A 1,812-nucleotide genomic window follows, 5' to 3' on the forward strand; every position below is an offset into this window, starting at 1 on the left:
CTTGCCAGAAGAACTCGGTGGTTAGGCCGTCGATGGTTTTGCTGATGCGGCGGCCGAAGGGGTCGTAGCGGTAGCTGGCGGTTTGGCCGTTAGTTTTTTTAATACTGATCAGGCGGTGCTGGCAGTCATAGCGGTATTCGGTGACGAGTTGCTGGCCTTTGCCTCGGCGTTCACGGATCAGATTGCCGAAGGCGTCGTAGTCGTAATGGCGGTCACCTTGGATCATCAGGCGGTTGCCGGTGACGATGTCTGGGCCGGGGCGGTCTTGCATGAGCAGGTTGCCGGCCGGGTCGTGGCCGAAACGTTCGTGCTCGCCTTGGGAGTGGTCGGCGCGGGTGAGGCGGTTTAGTGGGTCGTAGTGGTAGTGGTGTTCGCCTTTGCGGGTGTCGATGAGGCGGGTGAGGTGGCCGGATTTGTCGTAGTCGTAGTGGCGGCGGTAGACAGTGCCTTCGGCATCGGCGATGCCTTGGTTGAACAGGCGCCCTTGGTCGTCGTGTTGGTAACTGCTGAGCAGTTTTCCTTGGGCACGTTGCTGCTCGCGGCCGGCGCTGAATAGGTGTGAGGTCAGTACCGCACCATTCAGTTCAACTGTGGAAAGGTGTCCGCCTTTGTCGTGATTGAAGGTGAGGCGGTTGTTGTCGGGCAGGCGCAGTTTTTGAAGTTGGCCGCAGGCGTCGTAGCCGTAACGCAAAGTGCCCCAGCCTTGGTGTTCGGCGGTCAGGCGGTTTTGTGGGTCGTATTCGTAGGCCAGCGCCCAGTGGCCGTCGTCGACGCTGAGGAGGTTGCCTTGGCGGTCGTAGGCGTAATCGACGATGTTGCCGTCGGGCAGGGTTTTTCTTACGAGTCGACCGGCGTGGTCGCGTTCGTAGCAAGTGACTAGCTGACTGCCATCGTCGCCATGTTCGGTCTTTTCTTGCAGGTTGCCGTTGAGGTCGTAGGCGTAGGCGGTGCGCTGGCCGTCAAACCCGGTTTCCTGCTGGATCAGGCCGTTGCTGTGGTACTGGAGTCGGTAGGTTTCGCCGACTTCGTTTTCGATCTCGGTCAGCAGTAGCCGGGCGTTGTCGTAACGGTAGTTGATCTGGGTGCCATCGGCGTTGATGCAGCGACTGATCAGGTGCAAGCCGTCCGCATATTCGTAACGGGTGACGTGCCCCAGTTCATCGCGTTCGGAGGTGATTTTTCCGTAGGCGTTGTAGCTGTATTCCCGCGTTGCACCGCCGGGCTGAGTCAATTTCAGTAAGCGGCCTGCTGCATCCCACTGATACTGAGTCAGCGCGCCATGTTCATCCTCGCGGGCAATCTGCCGCCCCAGATCGTCATAGCGATAGCGCTTAACTCCGCCATTCGGCAGATGCTCTTCAAGCAACTGCCCACGCTCATTCCACACCAGCCGCTGACAGCTGTGATCCGGGTACCAAACTTGCGTCAGCTGCCCGTATTTGTTGTAGCTGTAGTCCGTAGAGTTACCGTCTGGATCGGTCCTGCGCGTAACGTCGCCCTGATCATTGCGCTCGTATTTCCAAACCGCCAGACCCCGCCTTACAACCCGTACGAAGCCATTGTCATGCTCGTAGGAAGTCGGCTCATCATCCCCCGGAAACAGCGCCACCAACCGCCCAGCTTCGTCGTATTGGTAGGCTGTTATGGCGCCGAGAGGATCCTGCTCAACCGTCAGCCGGCCTTTCTCATCGTAGGACTTGAAATGCTCAGCACCATCGGGATCCACCCGCCGCACCAGCCGCGCCCGCTGGTCATGCACGTAGACTTCCTGGCTGCCATCGGCGTTATGAACCGTGACCTGGCCGTTGTCAT

1 pseudogene is annotated in these 1,812 nt (G+C 59.3%); it reads right to left on the reverse strand.

Annotation, left to right across the window (positions count from 1 at the left end):
- A pseudogene (locus AACY44_RS27520) lies at window positions 1-1,812 on the reverse strand (type IV secretion protein Rhs); the annotation flags it as partial.

This window comes from Pseudomonas sp. RA_15y_Pfl1_P11 (genome assembly GCF_963970975.1).
GTDB classification, from domain to species: Bacteria; Pseudomonadota; Gammaproteobacteria; order Pseudomonadales; family Pseudomonadaceae; genus Aquipseudomonas; species Aquipseudomonas tritici.